Source organism: Mesorhizobium sp. Cs1321R2N1, from assembly GCF_037179725.1.
Classification (GTDB): Bacteria; Pseudomonadota; Alphaproteobacteria; order Rhizobiales; family Rhizobiaceae; genus Mesorhizobium; species Mesorhizobium salmacidum.
Map to the genome: position 1 here is coordinate 24,630 of NZ_JAPYKP010000021.1, position 24,674 is coordinate 49,303.

The following is a 24,674-nucleotide window of genomic DNA, read 5'->3' on the forward strand; positions in this document are numbered from 1 at the left end:
CCGCCCAGTAACATTAACGCGCTTTAATCCTGTCCAGTTGGTGCAGCGTTTGTGCGGGTTAGTGCGATGCAACTCAGTGTTTTGAAGGCAAATAGTCGCAATCTGGCGCGGGGCTGCGCTGTTCTGATGATTGCGGGCGCGGCGGCTGGGTGCAGTTCCCAGGCTTCGCGGTTCAACAGTGTCGATGACGTCTTCACCTCCTCGACAAACAATCAGCGCGCCATCATCAACAAGCAGGATGCGGTGCAGCCCTATCCGGGCGATGTGTCGGCCGCTCCGCTCGACGGCAGCCATACGCAGTCGGTCAGTCGCTCCAGTCTCGAACCGGTTTCCAGCCGGCCATTGCCGCCGCCGGCTTCCGCGCAGGCGCAGCCGGCTCCAGCGCTGGCACCTGCCGCCAATCCGGTGCGTGTCGCATCGGCGCCGGCCCTGGTCCGGCCCGCTCCTCATGTCGACAGGACGACGACCGGTGCTGTCTCGCCGGCCGCCAAGCCTTTCAAGAATGCCCAGCCCGACGAACCGAGGATGGCCCAGGCAGGCACACCGCACGCGACAGAAATCGTCGTCAGGGACGGCGAGACCATTTCCGGCCTGGCGGCGCATTACAAGGTGCCAGCCGATGTCATCATGAAGGTGAACGGCCTGAGCCCAACCAAGGGGCTGAAGACCGGCCAGAAGATCGTCATCCCGGCCTATGGCTATTCAAGCAAGGGCGAGCCGAAGGTTGCCGACGCAAAGCCGGCGAAAGACGGCAAGCACGATCTGCCGGCCACCGCGCCGGACAAGGTCGCCGTGCTGCCGCAGCAGCCTAAGCTCAAGGAGGGTAAGTCCGCGGCTCAGGTCGACGCGTCGGCCGCCGCGAGCCAGCCCAAGGAGCCCAAGCCGGCGCAGCTGGCCAAGGCAACCGGCGCCGCGGGCACCTATACGGTCCAGTCGGGAGACACGATGTCCTCGATTGCCAGGAAGACCGGCGTCGGCGTCGTCGCGCTGAAGCAGGCCAATGGCATGAAGGATGGATTGCTCAAGATCGGCCAGACCTTGAAGGTGCCGGCGGGCGGAACAGCGACAGTAGCCAGCGCCAAGCCGGCCAAGGTCGATCCGGTGACCACGGCAACCACGCAAGCTCCGGTAAAGACCACGCCGTCGGAAACGCTGGCATCCTACACGCCGCCGAAGAAGGACGCGAAGGTCATCCAGCAGGCCGAGGACGAAAACGCGGTGGCGCCGGGTGCCACAGGGATCGGCAAGATGCGCTGGCCGGTTCGCGGCCGGGTGATTTCCGGTTTCGGATCCGGCAAGGACGGCGTCGACATCGCCGTGCCAGCAGGAACGCCGGTCAAGGCGGCCGAGAACGGCGTCGTCATCTATGCTGGCGACGGGCTGAAGGAATTCGGCAACACGGTGCTGGTGCGTCACGAGAATGGTCTGGTCACCGTCTATGGTCATGCCAGCTCGATCGAGGTGCAGCGCGGCCAGAAGGTCAAGCGCGGCCAGGAAATCGCACTCTCGGGTATGAGCGGCACGACGGACTCGCCGAAGCTGCACTTCGAAGTGCGCAAGAACTCGGCTCCGGTCGATCCGTCAGGCTATCTCGAATAGAATAAAAAAAGCGATTTGCGGGCCGTCTGACCTCCAGTCCGGCCCGCCGGCTCAGGCCCGCCCCGAAAGGAGCGGGCTTTTTCAGTTTTGTCGGATGCCTGCTCCTCAAGGCTCAAAGATGATCGCGTAGCGTGTCGGCGATCATGACCTCAAGGCTGCTGGCCTTGATACCGAGAAGCATCTCGGCGTCGGAAGAATCGACCAGCAAGGGGTTCTCGAAAAGATAGCTCATCTCGATGAGTTCATGCATGCCCAATGCCTCCATCTCGGCAGTGGAATAGGATCGGATTTCTGAAACCTCTCGTCGAAGCATCGCGGCGGTTTTCTGGATGAGCTCCCTGGGTGAGGCGTATTGCGAGGGGACGTGAAACGCGCGCCCCCATTCGCCCGCGTAACGGGAGGCCGCGACAAGCGTCCTGGCGACGTCCTTGGTGAAGGTCCACGCATGGGTCGCATCGAGGTCTCCAATGAAAGCGGTGGGCTTTCCCTCGATGATGGAGGGCAGAGCGACCAGCGAGAAGTAGCTGATGGCGCCATGCCCGAGATAGTCGCTCGACCGCACTTCGATCGCCGGTACGTCGGCACGAACCGCCCGTTGCCACATGATCGTCCTCGCGGTTCCTTTCTTCGAAGTCGGGTCCAGGGGCAGGTCGGAGCGAAGCGGGCTGTCGGCATTTTCCCCATAGCCATAAAGGTTTCCCAGCACGATGAGCTTCGCGCCGACAGCTTCCGCCGCGCGCACGGTGCCGTCGATGATGGGGAAAAAATCGGTCGGCCACCTATGATAGGTGGCCATGGCGCACATGAAGATGGCATCGGCGCCTTGGCAGACACGCGCGAGTTCCGACGCATCGGTGGCGTCGGCCTGTACGACCCGTACATTCCGCAATGCGTTCGAACCGACACTCCGGCTGGTGAGGACGACATCATGTCCTTCCTCGCCAAGAAGGCGAGCGGTTTCGCGACCGACCGGGCCGGCTCCGACAACAACATAGAAACTCATGGCATAACCTCTCGTCCAAGTTTGATGGAGAGGCGTGAGTACAGGTCCAAGGCATTGAAAATCGCGCGGGAATTGCCAAATCTTGAACAGGTTTTGCCATGAATCGAGAGAGCATGCGTTCGCAATACGCTCCGGCCCAAGTCGCGTCAGACGTAACAATAGCCTCCCGGCATATCGAAGCCGGCGTCCACCGCCTGTCCCGGGCGCCACACCATCGCATCATGGTGCATGCCAGCGCTGCGACGCGCTCCTACTGCAATCAGGTCGGACGATATTTCGTCAGGCGTGCCGGCGATATTGATCTGGTGCCGGCCGGTCAGGAGGGCGGCTTCGAGGCCGAAACCTCGTTCGACACGATCGAGATCGCGTTGCAGCCAGCCTTGATGGAAAGGGTGGCGGCGGAGCTTGGCGGCAAGGCGCAAGCATTGCGGCTCGACACGCGTCATCTGCTTCGTGACCAGCGCATCGAACATCTCGCTCGAGCGCTCGAGAGTGAGCTGAACGCAAATTCGCCGAGCGATCCTTTGTTTGCCGACAGCATTGGCGCCGCACTGGCGGTGAGGCTGCTTGGCCTCGGTGAACCTGATATCGATCGAACGAACCGATTGTCGAATGCCCAGCTCCAGCGCGTGCTGGAACACATCGAGGCGGCTCTCCACGAGCCGCTTTCGATCCATCAACTAAGCCGTGTTGCTGGCGCGAGCAGCTCGCATTTGCGGATATGGTTCAAGGTGGCGACGGGCGTCACCCTGCACCGCTATGTGTTGCGACGTCGCGTCGAACGCGCACGTGTTCTGCTGCAGCGAGGCGATCTCAGCACAAGCGAAGTGGCTGAAATGACGGGCTTCGCGCACCAGTCACATCTGGCGCACTGGATGCGCCGCGAGATCGGCCAAACGCCGCGCGACCTGCGACGGGCGCAGCCGCCCAAATGACGTTGGCGTTTGATCGCGTTGGCGACGCGATCAAACGCTTCAATCCTTCAATGGCCTTCCGAGACGGCCGGCAAGATCCTGCGTGAACTGCCAGGCGACACGGCCCGAGCGGCTGCCGCGCGTCGTCGCCCATTCCAGCGCCTCTGCCCGTAGCTGCTCAGGATCGACGTCAAGGCCATGATGGCTGGCATAGCCGTTGATCATATCGAGATATTCGTCTTGCGAACATTTGTGGAAGCCGAGCCACAGGCCGAAACGATCGGACAGCGAGACCTTTTCCTCGACCGCTTCGGACGGGTTGATGGCGGTCGAGCGCTCATTATCGATCATGTCGCGCGGCAACAGGTGGCGGCGGTTCGAGGTGGCGTAGAAGATGACGTTGGCCGGGCGGCCTTCGACGCCGCCTTCGAGCGCTGCCTTCAGCGACTTGTAGGACGTGTCGTCATGATCGAAGGAGAGGTCGTCGCAAAACAGGATGACACGGAAGGGAGCCGTCTTCAGCAGGCTCATCAGCTTGGGCAGCGTATCGATATCCTCGCGGTGGATTTCGATCAGCTTCAGCGGCAGGCCGGAGTGGGTCTTGGCATTGATTTGCGCATGCACGGCCTTGACCAGCGACGATTTGCCCATGCCGCGCGCGCCCCACAACAGGACGTTGTTGGCAGCGAAGCCTGCGGCGAAGCGCTCGGTATTGTCGACGAGGATGTCGCGGACCCGGTCGACGCCGCGGATCAGACCAATGTCGACGCGGTTTACCTTGCCCACCGGTTCCAGATAACCGGGATCGGCCTGCCAGACGAAGCAATCGGCTATGTTGAGGTCGGTTTCAGGCACCGGCGGCGGAGCGAGGCGGCTGACGGCCTCGATCAGGCGGTCCAGTTTCTGGTTCAGGGCGTCGATGCTGGTATCGGTCATATCAGGTCTTTTGCTTTGGTTTTTGCGATGGCAGGCGGACCCGGTTCGATTCCGGCGGTTTCGAAACCGGTTGCAACCATTTGTTCGAACGTGATCTTTTCCGAAAACCGGGTCTCGGTTTTCGTGATCCTGCTCTAACACGGCTAAACAGGCCGGAAAAGCAGCGGATTTGCCCGGCCGCGCAGTTGCATTGGCAACTTTACCGACTATATTCCGGCCAAATTTCGCGGGGCCGCCAAATCTCGCTTAACTGTTTGGCGGCTGCTTTTCAAAATTCAGGAGTACCTCGATGTTCGTGACACCGGCATACGCCCAAGGCATCGGCGGCGCCTCTCCCGATATGTTCATCAGCATTTTGCCGTTTGTCCTGATTTTCGTGATCATGTATTTTCTGATCATCCGCCCGCAGCGCACGCAGCTGAAGAAGCGCGGCGAGATGCTGGCGGCGGTTCGTCGCGGCGACACCGTCGTCACCGGCGGCGGTTTCGTCGGCAAGGTAACGAAGGTGATCGACGACAACGAGCTCGAGATCGATCTTGGCGGCGGCACCAAGGTGACGGCGCTGCGCTCGACGATCGCCGACGTGCGCGTCAAGGGCGAACCGGTCGCTAACCAGAACGCCAAGAAATAACCAAATTCCAGGCGGAGCGATCCGCGGACACGCTCTGACGGACGACGCCATATGCTTTATTTTTCGCGCTTCAAGATGATCCTGATCTGGCTGGCCGTGGCCGCCACAGTGATCCTCGCCGCGCCCAATCTGTTCCCCGCCAGCACGCTGGCCCAGCTCCCCAGTTGGGTGCCGAAGCGGCAGATGACGCTCGGCCTCGATCTGCAGGGCGGTTCGCACATCCTGCTGGAGATGAATCAGAACGATCTGATCAAGGATCGGCTCGAGACGACGCGCGATGAAATCCGTACACTGCTGCGCGATGCCAAGATCGGCTATACCGGCTTGGGCGGCACGGGACGCACCTTGCAGGTCCGCATCACCGATCCTGCTCAGCTCGATGCCGCCAAGAAGGCGTTGAAGACCCTGACCGATCCTGTGGCTGCCGGCCTCTTCACCGGCGGTTCCATCCAGGAAATGTCGCTCGACGATTCCGAGCCGGGCCTGCTCAAGTTCACCGTCACCGATGCCGGCATTAAATACCGCACTTCGACCGCATTGGCGCAGTCGATCGAAGTGGTCGAGCGCCGCGTCAACGAACTCGGCACGACCGAGCCTATCGTGCAGCGGCAAGGCGACGACCGCATCCTCGTCCAGGTGCCTGGCTTGCAGGATCCGCAGCGGCTGAAGGAAATCCTCGGCCAGACCGCGAAGCTGACCTTCCAGATGGTCGACCAGTCGATGCCGGTGCAGGACGCGCTCAAGGGGCGCCCGCCGGCCGGTTCTTCCGTGCTCTATTCGCAGGACGACCCGCCGGTTCCCTACCTGATCGAGAACCGCGTCATCGTATCGGGTGAAAACCTCGTCGACGCACAGGCGACGTACAATTCGCAGAACAACGAGCCGGTGGTTTCGTTCCGCTTCGATTCGAAGGGCGCCGCACGCTTCGGCCAGGCCACCGCGCAGAACGTCGGCAAGCTGTTTGCCATCATCCTCGACAACCAGGTGATCTCGGCGCCGCAGATCCGCGAGCCGATCCTCGGCGGCACGGGTCAGATCTCCGGCAATTTTACTGCCCAGAGCGCCAATGATCTGGCCGTGCTTTTGCGCGCCGGTGCGCTGCCGGCGACGCTGACCGTCATCGAGGAACGCACCGTGGGTCCGGGCCTTGGTCAGGATTCGATCCATGCGGGCAAGGTCGCCGGCATCATCGGTTCGATCCTCGTCGTGGCGTTCATGTTCGTCGCCTACGGTTTCCTCGGCTTCCTCGCCAACATCGCGCTGGCGGTGCACGTGGCGATGATCGTCGGGCTGCTGTCGCTGCTTGGCGCGACACTGACCTTGCCGGGTATTGCCGGTATCGTGCTGACCATCGGTATGGCGGTCGATTCCAACGTGCTGATCTACGAGCGTATCCGCGAGGAGCGACGCGCCGGCCGCTCGGTGATCCAGGCGATCGACACCGGCTTCTCGAAGGCGCTGGCGACCATCGTCGATTCCAACGTCACGTCGCTGATTGCGACCGTGGTGCTGTTCTATCTCGGAACCGGACCGGTGAAGGGCTTTGCCATCACCTATGCCATCGGCATCCTGACCACGGTCTTTACCGCTTTCACCTTCACCCGCCTGCTGGTCTCGATCTGGCTGCGGCGTGCCCGTCCGAAGGAATTGCCGAAAGCACCGGTGACCTTCGTTCCACCGGGCACGAAAATTCCGTTCATGGGTATCCGCCGGTGGACGTTCGGGCTGTCGAGCACATTGTCGATACTGTCCGTGGTGCTGTTCATGAGTGTCGGCATCAATTACGGCATCGATTTCAAGGGCGGCTCGCTGATCGAGGTACAATCCAAGTCGGGCACTGCCGATCTCGCCGACATCCGCGGCAGATTGACGGAACTGAACATCGGCGAAGTGCAGGTGCAGCAGTTCGGTGCACCCAACGACGTGTTGATCCGCGTCGGCACGCAAGACGCGGGTGAAAATGCCGAGCAGACCGTGATCGACAAGGTGCGCGGCGAGTTGCAGGATCAGTATAATTTCCGCCGCGTCGAAGTGGTTGGCCCGACGGTTTCGGGCGAACTGGCCAAGCAAGGCACGATAGCCATGATCGTCGCGCTGGTCGGCATCCTGGTCTATGTCTGGTTCCGCTTCGAATGGCAGTTCGCGGTCGGCGCCATTGTCGCGACGGTGCACGATGTGGTCATGACGCTCGGTTTCTTCGTCATCAGCGGGCTCGAATTCAACCAGTCGTCACTGGCGGCGATCCTGACCATCATCGGGTATTCGCTGAACGACACGATCGTCGTCTATGACCGCGTCCGCGAGGATCTGCGAAAATACAAGCGAATGCCGTTGCCGCAACTGTTGAACAACGCCATCAACGAGACGTTGTCGAGAACGACGCTGACGTCCGTGACGACCAGCTTGGCGCTGCTGGCGCTGGTGCTGTTCGGCGGTGAAGTGATCCGCTCCTTCACGCTGGCGATGCTGTTCGGCGTCGTGTTCGGCACGTATTCGTCGATCTTCATCGCGGCGCCGCTGCTGATCCTGTTCAAGCTGCGGCCGCAGGCTTCAGCCGATGAGGAAAAGCCGGTCAACGGTGGCAAGGCGGTCGCGACCTGACGCGCGGGCCCGAAGGGGTGACAGAGTGGTGACCGGCAAAGGCATCGTCATCCGCGAGGCGCATTTCCCCGGCCGCGCGCCGATCGAGGCTTATGGCAATGGCGGCTTCCGCTTTGCCGACATGTCGCATCGCGGCTCGCTCCTATGTCTGCCGTCCGGCATCCACGGCTGGGAGCCGGCAAATCCCCTGGCGCTGACGGTTGCGGATTTCGACCGGCTTCTGGCCGAGGCCGACAAGATCGAGATCCTGCTGGTGGGCATGGGCAGGGATCTGCGGCCGTTGCCGGCGGCACTGCGGGGGGCATTGAAGGATGCAGGCATAGCCTTCGACCCGATGTCGACCGGGGCAGCAGTGCGGACCTACAACGTCCTTCTGGCGGAAAACCGCGCCGTGGCTGCCGCGCTCATCGCCGTCGACTGATATGTCGCAGAATGCCAAAATCGTCATGGAGGCGGTGCGCGCCGCCGACCATGACCGCTATCTCACCGCCCTCTACGCGCCCGCCGACAAGCGCGATGCGCTGTTTTCCCTTTACGCTTTCAATGCCGAGATCGCCGGCATCCGTGACCGCATCCATGAGGCGTTGCCCGGCGAGGTGCGGCTGCAGTGGTGGCGCGATGTCATTGACGCCGGCGGCGAGGCGGGCGCTGGCCATCCCGTCACCGAAGCCTTGAACGCCACCATTGCGGCATTCAAGCTGCCGAAACAGGCCTTCGAGAACATGCTCGAGGCACGCATCTTCGATCTCTACGACGACCCGATGCCATCGCGCACCGATCTGGAGGGCTATTGCGGCGAGACGGCGGCCGCGCTCATTCAACTCGCGGCGATGGTGCTCGATTCCGCCGAGGCGCCAGGATTTGCCGAACTGGCGGGCAGGGCGGGCTGCGCCCAGGCAATAACGGGGCTTTTGCTTCTGCTGCCGCTGCACCGCAGGCGCGGGCAGTGTTTTATCCCGGCTGACATCCTGGCGGCGGCAGGCTCGTCGCCGGAAGAATTTGTTGCCGGTGACGGCGGGTCTGGCGCCCAGCGCGCCGTGGCCGCGATGATCGCGCTGGCGCGCGAACATCTTTCGGCCTTCGAGCGGGGTGCCGCGGCGCTGCCGTGGTCATTGCGTCCGGCATTCCTGCCGCTGGCGCTGTCACGCGCTTATCTCGACAAGATGGAAGGCCTGCGCCACGCACCGCTCGGCGGCGTGGCACAGCTGTCGGCATTGCGCCGGCATTGGTTGCTGCTGCGTCGTGCAGGCAAGGGCTGGCCGACACTTTGACGTAAACGTCAATCGTGTTAAGGAGTCAGCCTGCCGAGAACTGTCGCCGAAGACGACAGGCTGGCCAGGAGGAAATCCATGAGCTTGCCCGTGCTGGTCGCGATCGTCGTGCTAGGCATTGCGCTGTCGGTTGCCGCAGTGCATTTCACCGGCGGCAGCAAGCTGGCCACTCTGGACAGCCGGGATCAAACTCTGCGCCTTTTCGCCGAGGATTTTCCTGATGAGGCAGCCACGACTGTCCGTCTGACGGCGGATGCCCGGACCGCGTTTCTGGCCATCGGGCGAGGGCGCGTCGGTATCGTTCATGGCATCGGCGACTGTTTCTTGACGCGTGTCGTCACCGCTGCGGACGTCGCGGTGTCCGAACCTGACGAGACGAACACAATTCCGATGCGGCTGACGGACTTCACCTGGAAGGGCGGCCGCTTCCGCTTCGCCAATGCCGCCGACGCGCGGGCCTTGCTGAACGCCCTCGAGCCGCGAGACACGAGTTCCGCCAGGACGGCCGCGTGATGGACAGCTACGATTTTCCGCAGGTCACCCAACTGGCCATTCCGTTTTTCGTCGCCGCGATCCTGATCGAGCTATGGCTGGTGCGCACAGGTCGCGCGAAGGGCTCGTTCGAGACGCGCGACACGTTGACCAGCCTGATGATGGGCACCGGCAATGTCGTTGCCGGGCTGCTGCTTGGCGTCGTCTCCTACTGGGCGCTGCTCTGGCTCTGGCAGTTCCGTATCTTCAATCTCGGCCTGTCGGGCTGGGTGTTCCTGGCCGTCTTCCTGCTCGATGACCTGCGCTACTACGTCTATCACCGTATTGCGCACCGGGTGCGCTGGGTGTGGGCGGAGCACGTCAATCACCATTCCAGCCAGCACTACAATTTGTCGACGGCGCTCAGGCAGAGCTGGACCGGGCTGTTCACCTTCATGTTCGTGCTGCAGGCGCCACTGGTGCTGCTCGGCTTTCACCCGGCGGTGATTGCCTTTACCTTCGGCTTCAACCTGGTCTGGCAGTTCTGGATCCACACCGAGACGATCGGCAAGATGTGGGGCTGGTTTGAATTCGTCTTCAACACGCCCTCGCACCACCGCGTCCATCACGCCACCAATCCGCGCTATCTCGACGCCAACTATGCCGGCACGCTGATCATCTGGGACCGCATGTTCGGCACCTTCGTCGAGGAATTGGAGGAAGACCGGCCGCGCTACGGGATCGTCAGGAACCTGGGCACTTTCAATCCGCTGAAAGTTGCATTTCACGAATGGATCGGCATGTTCAGGGATGCCTTCGCACCCGATCTGACGCCGCGCGAGCGCCTGAACTACCTTATCAAGCCGCCAGGCTGGAGCCATGACGGCTCGCGCGAGACGTCGGAGAGCTTGAAAGCGGCGTATGTCAGGAGAAATCCGGGCGAGGCGGGCAAGCCGGGACTGCCGCCGGCGGGTGTCGAGCCGGCGGAATAGTCTTGCTACGATGGCTCGCTCGACCCGCCATCACGCATCAGCGCTTCATAGTCGCGACCGCCATAGAAGATTTTGACGATACGCACGAGGTCGTTGTCGATTGCGTAGGCGATGACGGCCGAGTGTTCGAACGGCACGGTTCGCAGCCCCGGCGCTATCCCGTCGCGGGACCGCCCGCCGCGAGGCGCATTGCCAATGCTCTGGCAGCGAAGCTTGATCCGGTCGACGAATTGAACGGCTACGCGCTCGCTTCCGCTCTGGTCGAGAATATAGCTCGCAATCGAATCCAGATCGGCGAGCGCCTCTTGGCTAAGAATGACGGCGAGACGCTGGATCATCGCTCTCTCTCGCCAGCTCCGAGATTCGCTTCTTTACTCTCTCGATCGCTTCGTCCAGCGGGACGCCTGGCCTCGTGTCTTCGATCGAAGCTTTTACGCGCGCCCGGATCGAGGCCATACGTTCGGCATGTTCTTCTTCTTCGCGCTGAAAGGCGCGAAGAGCGGCGCGGATGACCTCGCTCGCTGAGCCGAAAGAGCCATCCTCGACTTTTTCCCGGATCATACGTGCCATGGCGGGCGTGACGGTGACGGATAGTTTCTCGGCGGATTCCATGGGCCGGCTCCTGAGGCGCAAAGTAGGATACTATACCACTTTGCACTCTGATCCAAACAGATGCGGCAATCCGCTATTCCGCGGCCTCAGCCGTTAATGCCGGCAATCCCAGCCATTGCCGGCAATCGGCCCGCGCACGCGACGTGATGGCATGCCTCTTGGCTACGGTCTTGTCCTTGCCGCGCAGGCGCTTGCCTTCGACTTTCTGTGCTTCAACCGGCGGGAATAGGCCGAAATTGACGTTCATCGGCTGGAACGATCGCTTCCCCGGCTCATCGTCGGAGACGATATGGCCGCCGGTGATGTGGTTGAGCAGCGCGCCGAAGGCGGTGGTGAGTGGCGGCAGCGATGGTGCATGGCCAAGCCGCTCAGCGGCGGCGAAGCGGCCGGCGAGCAGGCCGATCGCGGCGCTCTCGACATAGCCTTCGCAGCCGGTGATCTGGCCGGCAAAGCGCAGGCCGGGCCGCGATTTCAGCTGCAGCGAGCCGTCGAGCAAGGTCGGAGAATTGATGTAGGTGTTGCGGTGCAGGCCGCCCAGGCGGGCGAAGTCGGCGTTTTCCAGGCCCGGAATGGTGCGGAACACGCGCACCTGCTCGGCGTGCTTCAATTTGGTCTGAAAGCCGACCATGTTGTAGAGCGTGCCCAGCGCGTTGTCCTGGCGCAGCTGGACGACCGCATAGGCCTTCACCGTCGGGTTATGCGCATTGGTCAGGCCCATCGGCTTCATCGGTCCGTAGCGCAGCGTCTCGACGCCGCGTTCGGCCATGATCTCGATCGGCAGGCAACCGTCGAAATAGGGCGTGCCTTCCCACTGCTTGAATTCGGTCTTCTGGCCGTCGACCAGCGCCTGCACGAAGGCGAGGTACTGATCATTGTCCATCGGACAGTTGATATAGTCCTTGCCGGTCCCGCCCGGTCCGACCTTGTCATAGCGCGACTGGAACCAGCAGGTGTCCATGTCGATCGTATCGAAATGGACGATCGGCGCGATGGCGTCGAAGAAGGCCAGCGCATCGGCGCCGGTCGCCTCGGCGATCGATTGGGCAAGCGATGGTGCGGTCAGCGGCCCGGTGGCGATGATCGCCTGGTCCCACCCCGCCGGCGGCAGGCCGGGAACTTCCTCGCGCTCGATGGCGATCAGCGGGTGTGCTTCGAGTTTTTTCGTCACCGCGTCGGAAAAACCGTCGCGGTCGACCGCCAGCGCGCCGCCGGCCGGCACCTGGTTGGCGTCGCCGGCGCTCATGATCAATGAGCCCGCGAGCCGCATTTCGGCATGCAAAAGGCCAACGGCGTTGTTTTCGGCGTCGTCGGAGCGGAAGGAGTTCGAACAGACGAGTTCGGCCAGGCCATCGGTCTTGTGGGCGTCGGTGCCGCGAACCGGACGCATTTCATGTAAGACGACGGGAACGCCGGCCTCAGCCGCTTGCCATGCCGCTTCGGAACCGGCGAGCCCGCCGCCGATGATATGGATTGGATTTTTGCTCATGGCGCCGGAATAATCGCTTGCCGCGGCGATTGCAATTGTCGCGCGCGCGAAACGCCTGGTCGGGAAAGCCTGCCCCTGAAAACAACAACACCCGCCGGGGGAGGAGGTCCGGCGGGTGTCGTTTTGGGGTTCGACCCTCGGGAGGAGGTGAAGGCCGACCGTATTCGTCGTCGCCGGGGAGGAGGTCGGCTCAGACGAAATTCTTTTCGCATTTTTAGCGAGGGCGAAGCCTCTGGGGCAAAATTCGTTTCGCCCCGGGAAACAACGCCCGCCGCGGGAGGAGGTGCGGCGGGCGCCGTTTGGGTGGCCAACCCTCGGGAGGAGGTGAAGGTTGGGCCTATTCGTCATCGCCGGGGAGGAGGTCGGCTTTGACGAAATTCTTTTCGCCACTTTAAAGAGGGGCAAAGCCTCTGGGCAAAACTCGTTTGCCTGGGAAACAACGCCCGCCGCGGGAGGTGCGGCGGGCGCCGTTTTGGTGGTCAACCCTTGGGAGGAGGATAAGGGCTGACCGTCTTCGCTTGGGTCGGGGAGGAGGTCGACCCCAGCGAAATTCCTTGGTTAGACCGCCTTGCGGGCGACGATCTTGATTTCGTCGCGGACGATACCGAGATCATGCAGCTGGCGATTCGAAAGGCGACCCAGCTCGGTAACCGTCTCGCGATAAACGCGCCAGTTACGATAGTTGCGGATCAGGTTCATTGTCATGCTCTTCTCAAAACTGGTTCGGACCATTCGCGGTCCGAAGAATTAGACCGCCTTGCGAGCGACGTAAGGAATATCGCTGCGGCTGATGCCGAGGTCGGTCAGTTCACGGGTGCTCAGGCGGCTCAGCTCGGAAACGGTGTCCCGGTAGCGGCGCCAGTTGCGGTAGTTGCGGATCAGGTTCATGGTAGTTCTCGTTTCGTCTTTCTCGCGGATCATTCCGTTTGTGTACGAACCATAAATAGGGTGACCCATATCGATTTAAAAGCGCTATGACTGCATGGCAGCAATGCAAATTGTGCAATGCAACATTAACGCGGCTTCACGGACCTGACACAAAGAAGCCGGAATCAGAAAGTGCCGTGGCGTCAAGGGTTTGGCTGCGTCGGCTAAAAAGACGACCGGGTGGGGAGTGAGGACATGGCGGGGTACTCGACACGGGTCAGGGCCGACATCGAGCGATGGCGGCAGGCCGGACTGATCGACGCCTCGACGGCTGATGTGCTGAGGCGCGACGTCGACATCAACGCACGCCAGTCGCTCAGCTTCGGCTCGATACTGGCGATGATGGCAGCCCTGCTCTTTGGAGCGGCCGTCCTTATCTTCGTCGCCGCCAATTGGGAAACGATCCCGCGGCTGGCGCGGGTGGCCGCGCTTTTTGCCATCATCCTTGGCGGCTATGTCGGCGGCGCGGTGCTGAAGACGCGCGACCATGCGGCAATCGGCGAAGCCCTGTGGATCGTGGCAGCGGCCGCGTTCGGCGGCTCGATCGCGCTGATTGGCCAGATGTACCATTTGTCCGGCGACGAGGCTTCGGCGCTGGTCACCTGGGGCGCCGGCACGGCGCTGGCGGCGATTGCGCTGCGGTCGAACCCGCTGACCGTCGCGGCGGTCGGTATCGCCGACGCCTGGCTGTTCCTGAAAGGGTTCGACTATTACAGCCGTAGCGACTTTCCGCATGCGTTCGTCGTCATGGCGGTGGTGCTGTTTGCCGTCTCGTTCTGGACCCGCAGCCAGCCGGCGCGGCACCTGATCATCCTGTCGCTGCTCTTCTATCTCGTATTGCTGGCGATGGACCATGCGACGCTGCCGGTGGCGATCCCGCTGGTCATAGTCTCTGTGGTGCTTTTCGCTGTTGCCGTCTTTGCACCGGAACCGGTCGACAGGATCGTGCGGCTTGGCGGCCGCTTGCCGTTGCACGCGTTGCTTGGCTTCCTCACCGGCCTGGCCATCATCCAGTTCGAACTGGCCGACGAAAGTACCTACAACAGCGGTTTCGCCATCGCTTCGGTCGTCGCACTGGCCGGCATCGTCGCGGCAATCGTGCTGGCAGGGCGCGAGAGCCGGGGACTGCGCTGGCTCGCCTATCTCGGCTTCGCCTTCGAACTCGCCATCATCTATGTCGTGACCTTGCAGTCGATGCTCGATACGGCCGGCTTCTTCCTGGCCGCCGCGGTGCTGCTTGGCATGCTTGCGATCGTCATCATCCGCGTCGAAAAACGCATGAAGGATCCAGCCACCGGGGGAGCCACGGCATGATGACCGGAAAGAGGCTTGTCATCTCGGCACTGGTCCTGACGCTCGTCCAGATCGGATTCCTGAGCTGGATCATCGCCGGACGGGCAGCGATCCTGCGCAATGGCAAGGAGGTGCTGCTGAAGATCGAGCCCGTCGATCCGCGCGATCTCTTGCGCGGCGACTATATCATCCTCGGCTATGACATTTCGCGCATACCGGTGAAAATGATCGCCAACATTCCCGAGGGCAAATTCTCGAGCGACGACACGCCGATCGTGGTCCGGCTGAAGAAGGGCACCGATGGGTACTGGACACCGACCACAGCCTGGTTCGGCAAGGCGCCGGGCCCGGCCAGCGCAGAGGAGGCCGACATTTCGGGCCATGTCGCCGCGAGTTGGGACCTTCGCGGCGAAGGCATGACGATCGCGCCGGATTACGGCATCGAACGGTTCTACCTGCCCGAAGGCGAAGGGCTGGCGATTCAGGGCGACATGCGGGTGCGCCCGTTCGGGATCAAGCTGGCGCTCGCCGCCGATGGCACGGCGCAGATCAAGGCGCTGGTGGATGGCGACAAGACGCTGTTCGAGGAGCCGCTTTATTGATGTCCATCGCGCCCATAATGTGATTTCAGAGAAGTTTTCGGCGAAGCAGTCGAAAGTCGACAATGCGGAGGAGTCTGATTTTGTCGGTCACGAATCTGTCGAATGCCGCGTCGAAATCATTCCCGATCGCTCGCCATTCGTCTCTCAACGCGCGAACGCGCCGTGCGCGCAGCCAGTTCTTTACCTTGGCGACGGCCCCCTTGGGTTTCAGGATGACGCCACAGCCGTAGTCGGCGTCCACAGTGAAATAGTCGAGATCCGGATTGCCCAGAACGAAATCGATAAATGCCTTGTAGGTCACGCCGCACCACTCACCGCGGAAAAAGGAGGGATTGGCCGCGGTCCGGTTTGGGGGCAGGCAGTCATGCACCACCACGGCACCCCCGGGCGAGACCATGCGGAAGGCTTCCCGGATATCGCGCGCCGAGCACTCGTATGTGTGGTGCGGATCAACGAACACAATGTCGAATGTCTGCCCCTTTAGGCGCACGTCATTGAGACATGCCGCAATATCCTCGTCTGCGGATGTGAAATCCACGGGGAGGCCATCGACTGGCGGCTCAGTTGCCCGATACACCAGGCGCATGCAGGGCTGAAAACCCAATTGCGATGCTTCTATATACCTGAAGCCCGTAGTGCTCGTGTTGATCTCCAGGTAACTCGTGAGCCCGAAGCGCACCGAGAGCAGCCCACAGATGTGGGCCTTGTTCCAGTATTCAAGCATCATCATTGTCCCGCCATTCCCGACAATGAGTTGACCTCATTATCGGCAATCTCTCAAGCGATCGATCGGTAGGACTTTTCACGGGCTTTCGGCCGCGGACGACAGCAACAGATCCGGGATGAGGCGGAGCCAAACGGTCATGTGGGGTTGGTGCGGATGAAGGGACTCGAACCCCCACGCCTTTCGGCACTGGAACCTAAATCCAGGGCGTCTACCAGTTCCGCCACATCCGCATGACCCGGCAATCCCATGTAGCCATCATTCTGTCAATGTCGGAGACAAGATGTCGGGTCAGGGCCGAAATGTTGGTTATTCGCCTAAACGCGAAGACTGTTGAAAATTAGGCTCGCCTGTGACAAAAGGCGTGTCAAATGTGACGGGACGCGACGATCCGCTTCTACAAGATGTGATAAGAAGTAGGAAAAACAAGAACTTATTCACATTTTGGAACGCAGTTTGGGAGAGTTTGAGCCGCATTTCCGGTCAAATCGCCAGGTTCCGTACCAAAAGCCATTCCCGGCAAGAATTACCGGCAGGCTGTAAACGGCAGGGAGCCGTTTGGCAGCCTCATTGGTGAAAACAAAGGTTTTACGATGCAGGTCACCGAAACACTCAATTCCGGTCTCAAGCGCGAGATCAAGATCACCGTGCCGGCCGGTGACATGGAAGCCAAGCTGATGGCGCGGCTGTCGGACGCCCGCGACAAGGTTCGCATCAACGGCTTCCGTCCGGGCAAGGTGCCGGTGCAGCACCTGCGCAAGGTTTATGGCAAGTCGTTCATGGCCGAGGTGGTCAACGAGATCCTCAACGACTCGACCCGTTCGATCATCACCGGGCGCGGCGAAAAGGCCGCCATGCAGCCCGAGGTCATCATGACCGAGGACGAGAAGGAAGCCGAGAAGATCCTGGCCGGCGGCGCCGACTTCGAGTTCCGCCTCAACTATGAGGTCATTCCGGCGATCGAGATCAAGGATTTCTCCGACATCAAGGTAACGCGCCAGGTGTTCGACGTTCCGGATTCGGAGATCGACGACCAGGTCAAGCGCGTCGCTGAATCGGCCCGCAGCTACGAGCCGAAGACCGGCAAGGCCACCGAGGGCGACCGCGTCTCGATCGACTATGTCGGCAAGATCGCCGGCGAGGCTTTCGCTGGCGGCGCCGGCAATGATCAGCCGCTGGTGCTGGGCTCCAAGGAGTTCATTCCGGGCTTCGAGGAGCAGCTGATCGGCACCAAGGCCGGCGACGAGAAGCAGGTCACCGTGACCTTCCCGGACAACTACCAGGCAGCGCATCTGGCCGGCAAGGAAGCGACGTTCGACGTCACGGTTAAGGAAGTGTCGAGGCCCGGCGAATTGGAAATCAACGACGAGACCGCCAAGAACCTTGGCCTGGAGTCGCTCGAGCGCCTGCGTGACATCGTGCGCGGCCAGATCGAGAACCAGTTCGGCTCGATGACGCGCCAGAAGGTCAAGCGCCAGTTGCTCGATCAGCTCGATGCGGCCTATTCGTTCGAAGCGCCGTCGAAGCTCGTCGAGGCGGAATTCAACAACATCTGGGCACAGGTCAACCGCGACCTGGAAGCCGCCGGCCGCACCTTCGCCGACGAGGAGACGACCGAGGAAGAGGCGCGCGCCGAATATATGCGCCTTGCCGAGCGCCGCGTGCGCCTCGGCCTGGTGCTGGCCGAGATCGGCGAGAAGGCCGGCATCACCGTATCGGACGAGGAACTGCAGCGCGGCCTGTTCGAGCAGGTTCGCCGCTTCCCGGCCAACCAGCAGCAGGAAGCCTTCGAGTTCTACCGCAGCAACCCCGAGGCGCTGAACGCGCTCAGGGCGCCGATGTTCGAGGAGAAGGTTGTCGACCACCTGCTCGAACAGATCTCGGTCACCGACGTCAAGGTCAGCAAGGAAGAGCTGATGGCCGACGACGAGGAGGCCGAAACCGCGACCAAGGCGAAGCCGGCCAAGAAGGCCGCCGCGAAGAAGGCTGACGACAAGAAAGCCGACGACGCGGAAGAGCCGAAGAAGAAAGCCGCACCGAAGAAAAAGGCGGCCAAGGACGCCGAATAGGGCGCACGTTCCGACGAATTCCGAAAGGCCGCCTCCGGGCGGCCTTTTTCGTTGCGAAACTGCAACATCGGATTCGTTCCTGATGGGCACCGGTGGCGATACGAAGCCTTGATCATTATCTGATTGGTTGGAAGACCAGAGGTAGTTGGTGATGTCGTTGGGGGTGTTCGTGGAAATGAGGCGCGCTGCCGCCACGGTGTTTTTCCTGGCCTTGGCTTGCGGCGCTGCCGGGGCCGGCACGGACAATTGGCGTTTCGACACCGGCAATGACGGCCTCGTCACCGCGTCGGTCTATGCCACCAACAAGCTGATCACCGGGGGCGGTGCGCTGAGCTACAGCCCGGTGCTGACCATTGCCTGCCGTGCGGACGGCGAGCCGGCCTGGACCGAATGGCTGCAATTGAACGACGCGGTCTCCGCCAGCCGGAAAATCACCATGTCGGTCACCATCGACGGTGACAGCAAATTCGATGAGAGCTGGTCCGTCGGCACACGCGGCAGGCTGCTGATGCGCGACGGCGCCGAGGCAATCAAGCGCCTCGTCCCGGCAAACCGCCTGCTGCTGTCGTGGCGCTTCGGGCTGCTGTCCGGACGCGGCCAGGCCGATTTCGACCTGGCCGGCTTCGGTGAGGCGGTCAGACAGATTGCCGGCAACTGCAGGACCGATCCGCCTTGATTGTGAAAAGGGGCAGCCTTTTGGGCTGTTGCTACCGGAAGATTGATCCGAAAAGTGCGCGATATCGGCATCGTTCTTCCAAGATTGAATGATTTTCAAATTCCAGCCAAGGCATCATCCGGCGCTCTGGCGGCGCTGCCTCGCGGGATTCCGGACTCAGATCAGCAACAACCCCTTCATGCTGGAATAGCCTTTTCGCCCGATGATGATGTGGTCGTGCACGGAAATACCCAGCCGCTTGGCCGCTTCGATGATCTCTTTTGTCATCTCGATATCAGCGCGCGACGGTGTTGGGTCGCCCGAGGGGTGGTTGTGGACCAGGATGATCGCGGTGGCCGACAGTTCGAGCGCGCGCTTGACCACTTCCCTGGGATAGACCGGCGTGTGGTCGACCGTGCCGGTCTGCTGCACTTCGTCGGCGATCAGCGCGTTCTTCTTGTCGAGGAACAGGATGCGGAACTGCTCGCGCGCCTCGAACGCCATGGCCGAGCGGCAATAGTCGAGAAGCTGTTGCCATGAGGCCAGGACTTCGCGGCCATGGACCTCGCCGCGCGCCATGCGCTGGGCGGTTGCCGCGACGACCTTCAGCTCGAGCGCCACGGTCGGGCCGATGCCCTTGACCTCCTGCAACAGGCCGACGGGCGCGCCGAGCACTTCGGCCAAGGTGCCGAAGCGGGCCAGCAGCGCCTTGGCGACCGGCTTGGTGTCGGCGCGCGGTATCAGGCGGAAGAGCAGGAGTTCCAGGAGCTCATAATCGGGCAAGGCATCCGGACCGGCCGAGGCAAAGCGCTCGCGCAGACGATCGCGATGGCCGAGATAATGCGGTTTTTCATCGACTGCCGCCTTGGCTCTCGCCGCCGGCCGCACCGGCACCTCGGAGAAGAAGCTCCGTTCGTCGTCGTCGCCTTGTGTCGCCATGTGCCGCCCATATCCAGCCCGCAGCTGAGCAATGATCGCTGATCTCCACGAAATACTAGGACGGCGGGCAGGGGCGGTCGAGGTCTTTTCGGCGGCAAGGAATGGATGGCCTCCGCCTTCCGCGCAATGTTGCGGCAATGGGAGTCGCGCAAGCTCTCGGTGTCGTCATCGATGACGCCCCATTCGGAGACAACCAAGATGCCCAGGCTCATTCGTATCCTGCTGCGCTACGATCCATGCACCGATGGCAGGGTCAGCGATGGCCGTCCGCACAGTTGCCGGGCAATAATGCGCTGGTTACGAGACCAGGACGAGGGCGAAGACTGGCGGCCACGCAAACACTGGAAATAGGCCGCCATCCAAGACCTCGCGACGGCCTCCTAGACCGGCAAGCCGGGGCGGTCGAGCTTTTTGGGCGACAAAGTAAAAATCTCGCAGCCGGTGTCGGTCACGCCGATCGTGTGCTCGTATTGCGCCGACAGCGAGCGGTCGCGTGTCACCGCCGTCCAGCCGTCCGACAGGACCTTCACATGCGGCCGGCCGAGGTTGATCATCGGCTCGATGGTGAAGATCATGCCGGGGCGCATTTCCACGCCTTCATTGGCATTGCCGTAGTGCAGGATGTTGGGAGCGTCGTGGAACAGCTGACCGACGCCGTGGCCGCAGAAATCGCGCACCACCGAGCAGCGCTCGGCTTCGGCGTAGGTCTGGATGGCGGCGCCGATGACACCGGTGCGCGCGCCCGGCCTGACGGCGGCGATGCCGCGCATCAGGCATTCGTGGGTGACCTCGAGCAGGCGTTCGGCTGCCCGCTTGATCGTGCCGACCGGATACATACGCGAGGAATCGCCGTGCCAGCCGTCGAGGATGTAGGTCACGTCGATGTTGACGATATCGCCATCCTTCAGCGGCTTGTTGTCGGGAATGCCGTGACAGACGACATGGTTGATCGAGGTGCAGGACGATTTCGTGTAGCCGCGATAGTTGAGCGTGGCCGGCAGTGCGCCGTGGTCCATGCCGAACTCGAAGACGAAACGGTCGATGGTGTCGGTGGTGACTCCGGGGCCGACCATCGGCACCAGCTCGTCCAGGCAGCGCGCGGTGAGGTCGCATGCCTTGCGCATGCCGGCAAAGCCTTCCTCGCCATAAAGGCGGATCTGGCCGGTGTTTCTGAGCGGTGCCGTGGCGGCGTCGAGATAGGTGACCATTTTGCCCATATAGAAGGTGGCGCGCCGCAGGAGCGCGGGCGCGGAGATGTCACCAGATTTGGCACCTGAGGGCGAAAGGTTCAAGGACGAACTGCCTGATGCGGCCCCAACGGCCGGATATTCGCTTGCCCCGCCGGTCAGGCGCACGGCCTTCGACGCGGAGACCGACCCGGCCAACCAGTAGTCGCTGCCGCCGGAAAGGCCTGCCGGGCCGCTCGATGCCGGCGCCAGATGCAGCAAGGAGGCAGTTTTCCGCAGTGACGACACATTTCCGTGGCACACCGCACAAAGCAACTTTTGACGATAAGCGGCGTTGCTTGGGCGATGCCGGTCGGGAGATGTCGGATGGACAGATTGCAATTCGAGGTGCCGGTGCGCATCGCACCAGGCCCTGGCTTGCCCGTCGAGGAAATCTACAGCGTCGAGCAGGCGCTCGATTTTCTGCAGGACTGGCCGGCGCGCCGGCAGGGACCGGTGTATCAGAAAGCCTTCAATGCCTGTTTCGGTGCCACGGTCGATGTGGTCGAGACCGAAGACGCCTGCCGGGCGTTCATGGCGTTCTGCCGCGTCGCCGGACTGATGGCCGGCGACATGATGGCGCCGCGCAGGCGCAGCGGCGAGGCGAGAGCGCTGCAGGCCTGAGGGCTTCATCGAGTGGGGGGAACCAGTTCAGCTTGAGTGTGCATGACGATTCGCTTGCGCCGATGCATTGGCCGGCGCTGTTAAGCTTCCGTTTCCACCTTCGCGGTTAGCCATTGATTGTTCGGCAATGGTTGATTCGTTGCGTCAGTTTCATGGGTCGGAAGATGTCCTCAGAAAAAGTCCGTGCGTTCCCGATCGATCGTCAGCTGTTCTTGGTCAGGGAAGTTGCCGCCAAGCTCGGCAATCTGCATGGCGAGACCGCCACCTCGTTCTGGAAGACAAAGGCGGCGGAGTTGCTCGATCTCATTGTCGGGACGGGCAGGGACAGAACGGCAGCCGGTGACGAAGTGCGCAGGTTCTTCCTTGCCGTTCAAAGAGAATTATCGGCTGGTGCGACCGTGGAAGAGGTCCCGATCCTTACCGCCTGAAGTAAATCCTGCCCGCAAGCAGGCTGCACGCTTGGCGACGCCGGAAATGCGTCATTTGCCCTCCATGGCGTGCCGAGAAGGTCCGCGTGCCGAGGCCGGCTGTTGGAGCCAATGGCTGCTAGCCAATGGCCGCCTCGTAGAAAGTGAATCGAACTTTTTAGCCGTTCATTCATACATGCATGCTTTCTAATTGATCATGCTGTTCAACTGCTTCACCCGGATTCGGCTCGTGGCGGCCGGCATGCGCCGCAGCAGAGCCGCGAACGTCGCCACCATCTTTGCCCTTACCCTGCCGATCGTTGTCGGTGCGGCGGGTTTTGGCGTTGAAACCTCCTATTGGTACTACAACAGCTTGAGATTGCAGGCCACGGCGGATGCCGCGGCCTATGCCGGCGCGCTGGAGAAGATCGCGGGTTCCGACACGCCGACAATCGTCGCGGCCGCGACCCAGTCGGCGACCGACAACGGCCTCGGGAACGGCACCATCGTCGTCAATACGCCGCCGACGTCAGGGCCGAACATTGCCAAAAAGGCCGTCGAGGTGGTCCTCGGCCAGAATCTCGACCGGATGTTCACCTTGATCTTCACTCAGAGCCAGGTTCCAGAACAGGCGAGGGCGGTGGCGCTCATCACCGACGCCTCCAAGGCTTGCCTCCGGGCGCTCAATCCGTCGGCACCGCAGTCGGTGCTCTTCTCCGGCAGCACCAGCATGACGCTCAACGGCTGCGTCATCATGACGAATTCGATCGCCAGCGACGCCATCAAGGTGCAGGGATCGGCGGCTCTCACGGCCGACTGCCTGATCTCGGCGGGCGGCGTCGTGCTGAATAATCCGGTGACCACGATCTGCAAGGCGCCGATCACCCAGGCCTTGCCCATACCCGATCCGTTCGCCAGCGTGCCAGCGCCCGCCGCCAGCAATCCATGCCAGAATGTCAACGGAGGCAAGTCGACCCAAACGATCCAGCCCGGGACCTATTGCAGTGGCATGAGCCTCAACGGCAATGTCACGCTTTCTCCCGGCGTTTATGTTGTCCAGGGCAATTTGAAAATCAACGCGGGCGCGGTCATCCAAGGCGACGGCGTGACCATCTTCATGGCGGGCAGCAGCACCGTCAGCATGAACGGGAACGCGACGGTGACGCTCAGCGCGCCGCAGTCGGGCACCTATTCCGGCATGCTGTTCTACGGTGACAGGACAGGCACGGCGGCGCAGAGTACCTTCAACGGTACGGCAACATCCTTGCTGACCGGCGCCGTCTATTTCCCCAAGCAGCAGGTCAACTACCTCGGCAATTTCTCAGGCAACAATGGCTGCACGCAGATTGTGGCCGACACTATCCAGTGGTCCGGCAATTCCACGATCAACCAGGACTGCTCGAGCCTGGGAATGAAGGACATCCCCGCGGCGGCGTCGGTCGCGATTGTCGAATGAAGCGCGTGGCCCATCGATTGATCCCAGCCATTCGCGAAGACGCGGGCGCTGCCGCGGTTGAGTTCGCGATGGTCCTGCCCATCCTTTGCGTGGTACTGCTAGGCATCGCCGACGGCTGGTCATACGTCACCAGTTCGCTGTCGATGCGTGCCGGCGTGAAGACGGCGGCGAACATGGTCTTGGCGGGCTCCGCCGACGACAGCGCGACGCGGGCCGCGGCACTGGCGAACTGGGAGAGGATGCCGGACGACGGTCAGGTCACGCTGAGCCGGATCTACAAATGCGGGACGACCGTGGTCGACGCCTCGACCTTGTGCAGCGGGCCGAAAGCACCGTCGGTCTTTGTCCAGATCGACGCATCGGCGACGTGGACTCCGCCCTTCACCTTCGGCGTGTTTTCCGCCCCCAGCGCGATCGGCCAGCGGGAGCTGATCCGTGTTCGGTAATGCGGGAGGCTTCAGGGCCGATCGATCGGGCGGAGCCGCGCTCGAATTCGCGCTGATCGCACCGTTCCTTATCATGCTGCTATTCGGAATCTTCGCCTTCGGCTGGTCGATGAATTCGGCCTCCAGCGTTCGCTACACGCTGGAGGCGTCCGCACGGTCCCTGCAGCTTAACAACACGCTGACCCAGGCCGACATCCAGGCGATCGCGACGCAGAAACTGCTTGCGCTGGGTCTGAAGAACGTGAACGTCACGATCGCCACCGACCCGGCGAGCGGCGGCTTTCGCATGGCGCACCTGACCGCTGCCTATGCGTTCGTCATAGATTTCCCATATTTCGACGCCTACCCGATCAATTACGCGACGACCGTTACCGTGCCGCTGGTCGGCGGTTAGCCACCTAGTCCGCCAACCGCGAATCTGCTGGCCTCGAGCCCTGCGGCCGGGCTGCATGAGTTCCCCTCGTTGACGAGCATGCAATTCAAGTCTGGCAAAGGAGTCATGGGTCGGCGCTTTTCTGCCGCGTGACGGGCCCTTTTTCACAGTGGGGCGTAGCCGAAAGTTTATCCAAGACATCAAGGATCTTTAAACTTCTGCCCGTTACCAGAGCACGTATGGCCTCGTGGCGGAGCGGCTACGCTAGAGACTGCAAATCTCGGAAGCCTCGGTTCGATTCCGAGGCGAGGCCTCCAAAATTCCGAAGCTGATGGACTGGTGGATCGGGCGGGAGTGGATCCATCCCTGGTCCATTTCCGCATTACGCCAAGCGTTTCCGCTTGAGCGCAAAAAAAG

Annotated in this window: 28 protein-coding genes and 2 tRNA genes; 19 read left to right on the top strand and 11 right to left on the bottom strand. The window is 62.0% G+C overall.

Annotated elements, in window-relative coordinates:
• Positions 1–66 precede the first annotated feature (66 nt).
• Positions 67–1,599 (top strand): peptidoglycan DD-metalloendopeptidase family protein, encoded by a 1,533-nt coding sequence (locus tag O7A61_RS08430; protein WP_337129331.1) that lies wholly within the window; start codon positions 67–69, stop codon positions 1,597–1,599.
• 112 nt (positions 1,600–1,711) lie between these two features.
• Here O7A61_RS08430 and O7A61_RS08435 read toward each other — a convergent pair whose 3' ends face one another.
• Complete coding sequence (locus tag O7A61_RS08435; protein ID WP_337129332.1) at positions 1,712–2,602, bottom strand: NAD-dependent epimerase/dehydratase family protein; 891 nt, start codon at positions 2,600–2,602, stop codon at positions 1,712–1,714.
• A 113-nt stretch (positions 2,603–2,715) separates the two neighbouring features.
• Between O7A61_RS08435 and O7A61_RS08440 the strand changes: the two genes are divergently transcribed.
• Positions 2,716–3,537, top strand: coding sequence for an AraC family transcriptional regulator (locus tag O7A61_RS08440; protein WP_140508748.1), 822 nt, complete (start codon positions 2,716–2,718; stop codon positions 3,535–3,537).
• A gap of 39 nt (positions 3,538–3,576) precedes the next feature.
• On the opposite strand, the gene O7A61_RS08445 is transcribed toward O7A61_RS08440, so the two are convergent.
• On the bottom strand, positions 3,577–4,452 hold the full coding sequence (locus tag O7A61_RS08445) for an ATP-binding protein (protein WP_337129333.1): 876 nt from the start codon (positions 4,450–4,452) through the stop codon (positions 3,577–3,579).
• A 289-nt stretch (positions 4,453–4,741) separates the two neighbouring features.
• Here O7A61_RS08445 and yajC point away from each other — a divergent pair, with 289 nt between their 5' ends.
• The 6 genes from yajC (at position 4,742) to O7A61_RS08475 (ending at position 10,418) form a co-directional block, all read left to right on the top strand.
• A complete protein-coding gene (gene yajC, locus O7A61_RS08450; RefSeq protein WP_010909882.1) occupies positions 4,742–5,083 on the top strand; it encodes a preprotein translocase subunit YajC in 342 nt (113 codons plus the stop codon).
• 51 nt (positions 5,084–5,134) lie between these two features.
• Positions 5,135–7,684 carry a protein translocase subunit SecDF gene (secDF, locus tag O7A61_RS08455; protein ID WP_140768055.1) on the top strand — a complete coding sequence of 850 codons (2,550 nt, stop codon included), beginning with the start codon at positions 5,135–5,137 and terminating at the stop codon, positions 7,682–7,684.
• 25 nt (positions 7,685–7,709) lie between these two features.
• Positions 7,710–8,105: an Mth938-like domain-containing protein gene (locus O7A61_RS08460; protein ID WP_337129334.1), complete on the top strand. Its 396-nt coding sequence runs from the start codon at positions 7,710–7,712 to the stop codon at positions 8,103–8,105.
• A gap of 1 nt (position 8,106) precedes the next feature.
• Complete coding sequence (locus tag O7A61_RS08465; RefSeq protein WP_337129335.1) at positions 8,107–8,955, top strand: phytoene/squalene synthase family protein; 849 nt, start codon at positions 8,107–8,109, stop codon at positions 8,953–8,955.
• Between the two features lie 78 nt (positions 8,956–9,033).
• Complete coding sequence (locus tag O7A61_RS08470) at positions 9,034–9,468, top strand: hypothetical protein (RefSeq protein WP_337129336.1); 435 nt, start codon at positions 9,034–9,036, stop codon at positions 9,466–9,468.
• Complete coding sequence (locus O7A61_RS08475) at positions 9,468–10,418, top strand: sterol desaturase family protein (RefSeq protein ID WP_337129337.1); 951 nt, start codon at positions 9,468–9,470, stop codon at positions 10,416–10,418. The genes O7A61_RS08470 and O7A61_RS08475 overlap by 1 nt, the downstream gene beginning before the upstream one ends.
• A 5-nt stretch (positions 10,419–10,423) precedes the next feature.
• On the opposite strand, the gene O7A61_RS08480 is transcribed toward O7A61_RS08475, so the two are convergent.
• The 3 genes from O7A61_RS08480 to trmFO form a co-directional block, all read right to left on the bottom strand.
• Positions 10,424–10,753, bottom strand: coding sequence for a type II toxin-antitoxin system RelE/ParE family toxin (locus O7A61_RS08480; RefSeq protein ID WP_442921060.1), 330 nt, complete (start codon positions 10,751–10,753; stop codon positions 10,424–10,426).
• Entirely contained in the window at positions 10,728–11,030 is a 303-nt protein-coding gene (locus O7A61_RS08485) for a type II toxin-antitoxin system ParD family antitoxin (protein ID WP_084637101.1), read from the bottom strand. Before O7A61_RS08485 ends, O7A61_RS08480 begins: the two co-directional genes overlap by 26 nt.
• Before the next feature lie 73 nt (positions 11,031–11,103).
• Positions 11,104–12,516, bottom strand: a complete 1,413-nt coding sequence (gene trmFO, locus O7A61_RS08490; RefSeq protein WP_337129339.1) for a methylenetetrahydrofolate--tRNA-(uracil(54)-C(5))-methyltransferase (FADH(2)-oxidizing) TrmFO — start codon at positions 12,514–12,516, stop codon at positions 11,104–11,106.
• Between the two features lie 331 nt (positions 12,517–12,847).
• Here trmFO and O7A61_RS08495 point away from each other — a divergent pair, with 331 nt between their 5' ends.
• A complete protein-coding gene (locus O7A61_RS08495; protein WP_337129340.1) occupies positions 12,848–13,024 on the top strand; it encodes a hypothetical protein in 177 nt (58 codons plus the stop codon).
• Positions 13,025–13,074: 50 nt separating this feature from the next.
• Here the strand turns inward: O7A61_RS08495 and O7A61_RS08500 are convergent, their stop codons facing one another.
• Positions 13,075–13,215 carry a DUF1127 domain-containing protein gene (locus tag O7A61_RS08500; protein ID WP_084637117.1) on the bottom strand — a complete coding sequence of 47 codons (141 nt, stop codon included), beginning with the start codon at positions 13,213–13,215 and terminating at the stop codon, positions 13,075–13,077.
• Positions 13,216–13,263: 48 nt separating this feature from the next.
• Positions 13,264–13,404: a DUF1127 domain-containing protein gene (locus O7A61_RS08505; RefSeq protein ID WP_084637119.1), complete on the bottom strand. Its 141-nt coding sequence runs from the start codon at positions 13,402–13,404 to the stop codon at positions 13,264–13,266.
• 234 nt (positions 13,405–13,638) lie between these two features.
• Between O7A61_RS08505 and O7A61_RS08510 the strand changes: the two genes are divergently transcribed.
• Complete coding sequence (locus tag O7A61_RS08510) at positions 13,639–14,757, top strand: DUF2157 domain-containing protein (protein WP_337129341.1); 1,119 nt, start codon at positions 13,639–13,641, stop codon at positions 14,755–14,757.
• The gene (locus O7A61_RS08515) at positions 14,754–15,338 is read left to right on the top strand and encodes a GDYXXLXY domain-containing protein (RefSeq protein ID WP_337129342.1); all 585 of its coding nucleotides are present in this window, start codon (positions 14,754–14,756) and stop codon (positions 15,336–15,338) included. Before O7A61_RS08510 ends, O7A61_RS08515 begins: the two co-directional genes overlap by 4 nt.
• Before the next feature lie 25 nt (positions 15,339–15,363).
• On the opposite strand, the gene O7A61_RS08520 is transcribed toward O7A61_RS08515, so the two are convergent.
• Positions 15,364–16,068 (bottom strand): class I SAM-dependent methyltransferase, encoded by a 705-nt coding sequence (locus O7A61_RS08520; RefSeq protein WP_337129343.1) that lies wholly within the window; start codon positions 16,066–16,068, stop codon positions 15,364–15,366.
• Between the two features lie 142 nt (positions 16,069–16,210).
• A tRNA-Leu gene (locus tag O7A61_RS08525) sits at positions 16,211–16,295 on the bottom strand.
• Between the two features lie 360 nt (positions 16,296–16,655).
• Here O7A61_RS08525 and tig point away from each other — a divergent pair.
• Both tig and O7A61_RS08535 read left to right on the top strand, forming a co-directional pair.
• Positions 16,656–18,131, top strand: a complete 1,476-nt coding sequence (tig, locus tag O7A61_RS08530) for a trigger factor (protein ID WP_337129344.1) — start codon at positions 16,656–16,658, stop codon at positions 18,129–18,131.
• 175 nt (positions 18,132–18,306) lie between these two features.
• The gene (locus tag O7A61_RS08535; RefSeq protein ID WP_337129345.1) at positions 18,307–18,807 is read left to right on the top strand and encodes a hypothetical protein; all 501 of its coding nucleotides are present in this window, start codon (positions 18,307–18,309) and stop codon (positions 18,805–18,807) included.
• Between the two features lie 156 nt (positions 18,808–18,963).
• Here the strand turns inward: O7A61_RS08535 and radC are convergent, their stop codons facing one another.
• Positions 18,964–19,725, bottom strand: a complete 762-nt coding sequence (radC, locus tag O7A61_RS08540; RefSeq protein WP_337107219.1) for a RadC family protein — start codon at positions 19,723–19,725, stop codon at positions 18,964–18,966.
• 380 nt (positions 19,726–20,105) lie between these two features.
• Entirely contained in the window at positions 20,106–20,933 is an 828-nt protein-coding gene (map, locus tag O7A61_RS08545; RefSeq protein ID WP_027146820.1) for a type I methionyl aminopeptidase, read from the bottom strand.
• Positions 20,934–21,278: 345 nt separating this feature from the next.
• On the opposite strand from map, the gene O7A61_RS08550 reads away from it, so the two are divergent.
• The 6 genes from O7A61_RS08550 (at position 21,279) to O7A61_RS08575 (ending at position 24,574) form a co-directional block, all read left to right on the top strand.
• Positions 21,279–21,575 (top strand): DUF982 domain-containing protein, encoded by a 297-nt coding sequence (locus tag O7A61_RS08550; RefSeq protein ID WP_337129346.1) that lies wholly within the window; start codon positions 21,279–21,281, stop codon positions 21,573–21,575.
• Positions 21,576–21,739: 164 nt separating this feature from the next.
• Positions 21,740–22,003, top strand: coding sequence for a DUF6074 family protein (locus O7A61_RS08555; protein WP_027146822.1), 264 nt, complete (start codon positions 21,740–21,742; stop codon positions 22,001–22,003).
• Between the two features lie 196 nt (positions 22,004–22,199).
• A complete protein-coding gene (locus O7A61_RS08560; RefSeq protein ID WP_337129363.1) occupies positions 22,200–23,438 on the top strand; it encodes a pilus assembly protein TadG-related protein in 1,239 nt (412 codons plus the stop codon).
• Positions 23,435–23,884 carry a TadE/TadG family type IV pilus assembly protein gene (locus tag O7A61_RS08565; RefSeq protein ID WP_337129347.1) on the top strand — a complete coding sequence of 150 codons (450 nt, stop codon included), beginning with the start codon at positions 23,435–23,437 and terminating at the stop codon, positions 23,882–23,884. The genes O7A61_RS08560 and O7A61_RS08565 overlap by 4 nt, the downstream gene beginning before the upstream one ends.
• Positions 23,874–24,278 carry a TadE/TadG family type IV pilus assembly protein gene (locus O7A61_RS08570; protein WP_337129348.1) on the top strand — a complete coding sequence of 135 codons (405 nt, stop codon included), beginning with the start codon at positions 23,874–23,876 and terminating at the stop codon, positions 24,276–24,278. The genes O7A61_RS08565 and O7A61_RS08570 overlap by 11 nt, the downstream gene beginning before the upstream one ends.
• A gap of 220 nt (positions 24,279–24,498) precedes the next feature.
• Positions 24,499–24,574 (top strand) — tRNA-Cys (locus O7A61_RS08575).
• Positions 24,575–24,674: the final 100 nt, after the last annotated feature.

What these genes read in the sequence shown, in the direction of transcription:
- O7A61_RS08510 (WP_337129341.1), top strand. Translation starts at nt 13,639, where the DNA reads ATGGCGGGGTACTCGACACGGGTCAGGGCCGACATCGAGCGATGGCGG.
- O7A61_RS08430 (WP_337129331.1), top strand. Translation starts at nt 67, where the DNA reads ATGCAACTCAGTGTTTTGAAGGCAAATAGTCGCAATCTGGCGCGGGGC.
- O7A61_RS08520 (WP_337129343.1), bottom strand. Translation starts at nt 16,068, where the DNA reads ATGATGATGCTTGAATACTGGAACAAGGCCCACATCTGTGGGCTGCTC.
- tig (WP_337129344.1), top strand. Translation starts at nt 16,656, where the DNA reads ATGCAGGTCACCGAAACACTCAATTCCGGTCTCAAGCGCGAGATCAAG.
- O7A61_RS08560 (WP_337129363.1), top strand. Translation starts at nt 22,200, where the DNA reads ATGCTGTTCAACTGCTTCACCCGGATTCGGCTCGTGGCGGCCGGCATG.
- O7A61_RS08485 (WP_084637101.1), bottom strand. Translation starts at nt 11,030, where the DNA reads ATGGAATCCGCCGAGAAACTATCCGTCACCGTCACGCCCGCCATGGCA.
- O7A61_RS08535 (WP_337129345.1), top strand. Translation starts at nt 18,307, where the DNA reads ATGAGGCGCGCTGCCGCCACGGTGTTTTTCCTGGCCTTGGCTTGCGGC.
- O7A61_RS08465 (WP_337129335.1), top strand. Translation starts at nt 8,107, where the DNA reads ATGTCGCAGAATGCCAAAATCGTCATGGAGGCGGTGCGCGCCGCCGAC.
- O7A61_RS08445 (WP_337129333.1), bottom strand. Translation starts at nt 4,452, where the DNA reads ATGACCGATACCAGCATCGACGCCCTGAACCAGAAACTGGACCGCCTG.
- trmFO (WP_337129339.1), bottom strand. Translation starts at nt 12,516, where the DNA reads ATGAGCAAAAATCCAATCCATATCATCGGCGGCGGGCTCGCCGGTTCC.
- O7A61_RS08435 (WP_337129332.1), bottom strand. Translation starts at nt 2,602, where the DNA reads ATGAGTTTCTATGTTGTTGTCGGAGCCGGCCCGGTCGGTCGCGAAACC.
- secDF (WP_140768055.1), top strand. Translation starts at nt 5,135, where the DNA reads ATGCTTTATTTTTCGCGCTTCAAGATGATCCTGATCTGGCTGGCCGTG.
- O7A61_RS08505 (WP_084637119.1), bottom strand. Translation starts at nt 13,404, where the DNA reads ATGAACCTGATCCGCAACTACCGCAACTGGCGCCGCTACCGGGACACC.
- yajC (WP_010909882.1), top strand. Translation starts at nt 4,742, where the DNA reads ATGTTCGTGACACCGGCATACGCCCAAGGCATCGGCGGCGCCTCTCCC.
- O7A61_RS08475 (WP_337129337.1), top strand. Translation starts at nt 9,468, where the DNA reads ATGGACAGCTACGATTTTCCGCAGGTCACCCAACTGGCCATTCCGTTT.
- O7A61_RS08500 (WP_084637117.1), bottom strand. Translation starts at nt 13,215, where the DNA reads ATGAACCTGATCCGCAACTATCGTAACTGGCGCGTTTATCGCGAGACG.
- O7A61_RS08555 (WP_027146822.1), top strand. Translation starts at nt 21,740, where the DNA reads ATGTCCTCAGAAAAAGTCCGTGCGTTCCCGATCGATCGTCAGCTGTTC.
- O7A61_RS08515 (WP_337129342.1), top strand. Translation starts at nt 14,754, where the DNA reads ATGATGACCGGAAAGAGGCTTGTCATCTCGGCACTGGTCCTGACGCTC.
- O7A61_RS08470 (WP_337129336.1), top strand. Translation starts at nt 9,034, where the DNA reads ATGAGCTTGCCCGTGCTGGTCGCGATCGTCGTGCTAGGCATTGCGCTG.
- O7A61_RS08550 (WP_337129346.1), top strand. Translation starts at nt 21,279, where the DNA reads ATGGACAGATTGCAATTCGAGGTGCCGGTGCGCATCGCACCAGGCCCT.
- map (WP_027146820.1), bottom strand. Translation starts at nt 20,933, where the DNA reads ATGGTCACCTATCTCGACGCCGCCACGGCACCGCTCAGAAACACCGGC.
- O7A61_RS08565 (WP_337129347.1), top strand. Translation starts at nt 23,435, where the DNA reads ATGAAGCGCGTGGCCCATCGATTGATCCCAGCCATTCGCGAAGACGCG.
- O7A61_RS08440 (WP_140508748.1), top strand. Translation starts at nt 2,716, where the DNA reads ATGCGTTCGCAATACGCTCCGGCCCAAGTCGCGTCAGACGTAACAATA.
- radC (WP_337107219.1), bottom strand. Translation starts at nt 19,725, where the DNA reads ATGGCGACACAAGGCGACGACGACGAACGGAGCTTCTTCTCCGAGGTG.